This window comes from Pontibacterium sp. (assembly GCF_041587635.1).
In the GTDB taxonomy this organism is placed as follows: Bacteria; Pseudomonadota; Gammaproteobacteria; order Pseudomonadales; family Balneatricaceae; genus Pontibacterium.
In genome coordinates, this window is sequence record NZ_JBFGYC010000266.1 from 1 (window position 1) to 5,421 (window position 5,421).

A 5,421-nucleotide genomic window follows, 5' to 3' on the forward strand; every position below is an offset into this window, starting at 1 on the left:
TTCAGTTTTGACAAACATGGCACGATCCGTGATGCCAGTGATTACTTTCTTACAGCGCTTGGTTTTACCCGGGATGAGATTACCGGCATTGAATTGAAACGCCTAGTCCCTGAAAGCAACCTTAGTGCTGAAGTAGATCTTTTGATTACCAACCTCTGGAAACAAGGCATTATTTCAAATCATCCGCTACAGATTACCGACGGATCAGGCAACCAACGCGATATTCTGGTCGATGCCACCCTTTCCGCCAGTGGTTCCTATCCGGGTGCGTTGGCGGTGATGACCGATATCACCAGCCTCAAGCAGGCCCATCGCGAACTGGATCGGCAGGCCAATACCGATATGCTTTCGGGACTGCCTAACCGTAATCACTTCCAGCGCTATCTAGAACTGCTGGTTGAAACACGCAAGCAAAGCCAGGCCCCGTTTGCCCTCCTGTTTATCGACCTGGATCGCTTTAAATCAGTTAATGATACCTTTGGGCACCATGTGGGAGATGACTTGATCCGCGCCGCCGCTCTGAGGATCAGTGGCGTGTTGCGTAGCGGTGACAGGGTCGCCCGTCTCGGGGGGGATGAATTTGCAGTAGCGCTCGAGCGGATCAACAGCCCGAAAGATGCCGCTGAAACAGCACGTCGCATACTGAAAGAGCTGGAAGGCAGCTTCTATCTGACCGACTGTAATATCTATGCATCAGCCTCCATCGGGATCGCTTGCTATCCCCGTGATGCCGATACGCCAACCACGCTTTTGCAAAATGCCGATATCGCAATGTATCGAGCAAAAGAGGAAGGTCGTTCCCGTTATGCGCTGTACTCTCCAGAACACTGCACCCATACACGGGAGCTGGCCCGCATCGAAGAGCTATTGCGCCGCGCTATTGATGATGACCTGCTGGAACTGCACTACCAGCCCATTATTAACATCCCGGAAGGACGCATCGTTGGCGCGGAAGCTCTATTGCGTCTTAAGGATGGTAACGATCTGGTTTCTCCGTTCCATTTTATTCCACTGGCGGAAGAAACCGGCCTTATTGTGCCCATCGGTGCCTGGTGTATTGAAAAAGCCTGCGCCCAACTGGCGCACTGGCGTGCCACGCTGGATCCCGATTTTTACCTGTCAGTTAATGCTTCCACCCGCCAGTTCCAGTCCGATAAGTTAATGAATACGCTTGACCAATCGCTGGCGCACTACAAGCTGCCACCGAGCAGCTTAGTGATTGAGATTACTGAAAGTCTGCTGCTGCATGATAACCACAACAACCTGAAGGTAGTCTCCCAGATCGATAAACTGGGCTGCGGGATTGCCATTGATGACTTTGGCACTGGCTACTCTGCGCTGAGCTATCTGATGAAGTTCCCACTGGATGTGCTCAAAATTGATCGTTCATTTATCACTAACTGCGCCAATCACACGGACAGTAAGCACGCGAGCTTGGTGAAAGCGATCATCCAGATGAGTCACAGCATGAACTTGCGGGTCATTACCGAGGGTATAGAAACTCCTGAACAGATGTCATTTATTCTGGATCAGGGCGGCAGCTACGCACAGGGTTATTATTTTGCGAAGCCGAAGCCAGGTGAAGAGCTGGAACTGAACTGGGAATCTCTCTGTGAAGAGATCCGCATCAAGTGCGCACAATCAGAAAGATTCCAGCTCACGGAGAAAATGAGTTAAAGCCGAGTGAGATAAACACCACATTCCAGATGATGGGTATAAGGGAACTGATCGAAGATCGCAAATCGTTCGATCTTATGCGTCTGGGTGATGACCGCCAGATTCTCTTTTAAGGTTTCCGGATTGCAGGAGACATAGATGATGTTGTTGTATTCCTGCACCTGTTTCACCGTATCGTCATCGAGACCGGCCCGGGGCGGATCAACCAACACGGTGGTGAAGTCGCAGCTTTCCAGATCCAGGTCTTTGGTGCGACGCTTCTGCACCTGACCACTCAACACCTGTGAGAACTCTTCTGAACTGATGCGAACAACATCAACATTGTCGATCTTGTTCGCTTCGATATTGTACTGCGCTGCATAGACAGACGATTTAGAGATCTCTGTTGCCACCACACGGCGGAAGTTCTGCGCCAGTGGCAGGGTAAAGTTGCCGTTACCACAGTACAGCTCCACCATATCGCCACCGGCATTTTCGCTGGCAGACAACGCCCATTGGATCATGGAGCGGCACACTTCACCGTTTGGTTGACTGAAGGCGTTTTCGACCTGCTTGTAGATGTAGTCGCGGCCATTAATGTCCATCGTTTCGATAACGAAGTCACGATCCAGTACGACCTTTTTCTTGCGCGAACGACCGACAATGTCGATACCAAACTTGTCTTTCAGTTTGCGTGCTTCCTCTTCCCATGCCTCATCAATCGGGCGATGGTAGAGCAGGCTCACCAGCAGTTCACCACTCAGTGAACTCAGGAAATCGACCTGAAACAAACGACGACGCAACGCTTCAATGCCACGAATCTCATCCAGCAACTTGAACATCATGTCATGGATGGTTTCAGACACCATCGGGCAGCTGGTCAACTTGGTGTGCTGATGCTTGCTACCCGGCTCGAACATGATGTAGTCAAGATCATCACCATCATGCCAGGTACGGAATTCCGCACGCAGACGGTAATGCTCTTTTGGCGATTCAAAAAGCTCGATCTCCGGCAGCTCAAACGCCGAGAACTCGCTCTCGACCCAGGCTTTTTTCTCAGCCAGAAGTTCGTCGTACTTTTCCGGTTCCACCTTGGGAATCGCCATCGTTACCTCACCTGTTCGTACATTAGTGCTAAAGAGTTGTGTTCAAAGTCGCGCGATTCTATCAGCCACTGCGATGGACGAATAGCTACCCGATGTCCAAAAGCAGGGATATTTTACCGTAAGGTCACCCTTTCGGTTCATAAACCGTTGTAAACAGCGTAAAATTGCCCGCTTTCAAGTGAATCATAATATTCAGGTTTATAACGCCCACCATGACTGAACAGCGTAAGATTCTTGTTACCAGCGCTCTGCCTTATGCCAACGGCCCGATTCATCTGGGTCACCTGGTAGAGTATATCCAGACCGACATCTGGGTTCGTTTCCAGAAACAACGTGGCCACAACTGCACCTATGTGTGTGCAGATGATGCGCACGGTACCCCGATCATGCTGAAAGCAGATCAGATGGGTATCGAACCGAAAGAGCTGATCGATCAGGTAAGTGCTGAGCACCAGCGTGATTTCAGCGGTTTCATGGTGGGTTTTGATAACTACTACTCCACGCACTCTGAAGAGAACCAGCACTTCGCGTCGCTGATCTACACCAGCCTGCGTGACAAAGGCCACATCGCACAGAAAACCATCACTCAGGCGTACGACCCAGAGAAAGAGATGTTCCTGCCGGACCGTTTCGTTAAGGGTGACTGCCCTAAATGTGGCGCGGAAGATCAGTACGGCGACTCTTGCGAGAAATGTGGTGCGACCTACAGCCCGGTTGAGATGAAAAACGCGTACTCAGCGGTATCCGGTGCTAAGCCGATCGAAAAAGAATCCGAGCATTACTTCTTCAAGCTGGGTGATTTCGAAGCGTTCCTGCGTAACTGGGTGGACAACCATGTGCAGGAGCACATGATCCACAAGCTGAACGAGTGGTTTGAGTCCGGCCTGCAGAACTGGGATATCTCCCGTGATGCACCGTACTGGGGTTTTGAGATTCCAGACGCACCGGGTAAATACTTCTACGTATGGCTGGATGCACCGATCGGTTACATGGCCAGCTTCAAAAACTGGTGTGACAAGAACGACGTTGATTTCGACGAGTACTGGAACGAGTCCTCTAATACCGAGTTGTACCACTTCATCGGTAAAGATATCGCGTACTTCCACACCCTGTTCTGGCCTGCCATGCTGGAAGGTGCGGGTTTCCGTAAGCCAAACGGTGTGTTCTGCCACGGCTTCCTGACGGTTGAAGGCCAGAAGATGTCCAAGTCCCGCGGGACGTTCATCATGGCTGAGACCTACCTCAAGCACCTGCGTCCAGAGTACCTGCGCTACTACTTCGCGGCGAAACTGAGTTCCGGTATCGATGATATCGACCTGAACCTGGAAGACTTCCGCATGCGTGTGAACGCGGATCTGGTGAACAAGGTTGTGAACATCGCCTCTCGCTGTGCAGGTTTCATCAAGAAGAAGTTTGACGGTGAGCTGGCGTCAGAACTGGCGGTACCGGCACTGTACGAAGAAGCGGTTGCAGCGGGTGAGCTAATCGCGGACGCATACGAAAATCGCGAGTTTTCCCGTGCGATGCGTGAAATCATGGCGATTGCTGACAAGGCCAACCAGTACATTGATGCGGCTGAACCTTGGGTACTGGCCAAACAGGAAGGTAAAGAACAGGAAGTACAGGACTGCTGCTCTATGGGCATCAACCTCTTCCGCGTTATTGTCACCTACCTGTCTCCGATCCTGCCGCAGGTTGCGGAAGATGTAAAAGCGTTCCTGAACGTTGATGATCTGGCATGGGATGCTATTCAGACGCCACTGTTGTCACACAAGATCAACAAGTTCAAACCGCTGATGCAGCGTGTTGAAGAAGACAAAGTCAACGCGATGATTGAAGACAGCAAAGCTACACTGGCTGCGCTGGCAGCGGCAGCTCCAGCGGCGGCGGACAACAAACCGTCCAACGCACAGAGCGAGCTGGATAAAGAGCCGATTGCTGACGAGATCACCTTTGATGACTTTGTGAAGGTTGACCTGCGTGTCGCGCGTATTGCGAAAGCAGAACACGTCGATGGCGCGAAGAAACTGCTGCAGCTGACTTTGGACCTGGGCGGTGAAACACGCAACGTCTTTGCTGGTATCAAGTCTGCATATGCACCGGAAGATCTGGAAGGCAAACTGACCGTGATGGTTGCCAACCTGGCACCGCGCAAGATGAAGTTTGGTATGTCTGAAGGCATGGTGCTGGCAGCAGGCCCGGGCGGTGAAGACCTGTGGATTCTGGAACCACACGAAGGCGCGCAGCCAGGTATGCGGATTAAGTAATCCGTCGCCCTAAAGCGTACGTAATAAAGCCCGGTCACTGCCGGGCTTTTTTGTGCCTGAATCCCACCGCAACTCTCTTACTTCTGGCTCCCATCATCCTCCGTGGGTACCCATACGTTACTTCCCGATTAGCAGAATACTTGAGCTGCGCGGTAACGTTGACCGTTGTATGCATTCCCACGCAGAGCATGGGAACGAGATATATCGTGGCTATGTCTGGTTCTCTGGTTCCCATGGTCCTCCGTGGGACCCCATACAATGCGTCCCGGTTATCGGAATGCTTAAAATACGCGGTAACATTAGCTGCTGTATGCATTCCCACGCGGGAGCATGGGAACGAGATATATTGTGGCTATGTCTGGTTCTCTGGTTCCCATGGTCCTCCGTGGGAA

At 51.7% G+C, this 5,421-nt stretch carries 3 protein-coding genes; 2 read left to right on the forward strand and 1 reads right to left on the reverse strand.

The window, feature by feature from the left end; translation table 11 throughout:
• Positions 1 to 1,677: putative bifunctional diguanylate cyclase/phosphodiesterase (locus tag ABYW01_RS13090; RefSeq protein WP_372833373.1), on the forward strand; the 1,677-nt coding region annotated here is incomplete at its 5' end.
• On the opposite strand, the gene trmA is transcribed toward ABYW01_RS13090, so the two are convergent.
• Positions 1,674 to 2,762, reverse strand: a complete 1,089-nt coding sequence (gene trmA, locus ABYW01_RS13095; RefSeq protein ID WP_372833375.1) for a tRNA (uridine(54)-C5)-methyltransferase TrmA — start codon at positions 2,760 to 2,762, stop codon at positions 1,674 to 1,676. The two genes, ABYW01_RS13090 and trmA, sit on opposite strands and share 4 nt — an antisense overlap.
• Before the next feature lie 212 nt (positions 2,763 to 2,974).
• Here trmA and metG point away from each other — a divergent pair, with 212 nt between their 5' ends.
• Positions 2,975 to 5,029, forward strand: a complete 2,055-nt coding sequence (metG, locus tag ABYW01_RS13100) for a methionine--tRNA ligase (protein ID WP_372833376.1) — start codon at positions 2,975 to 2,977, stop codon at positions 5,027 to 5,029.
• Positions 5,030 to 5,421: the final 392 nt, after the last annotated feature.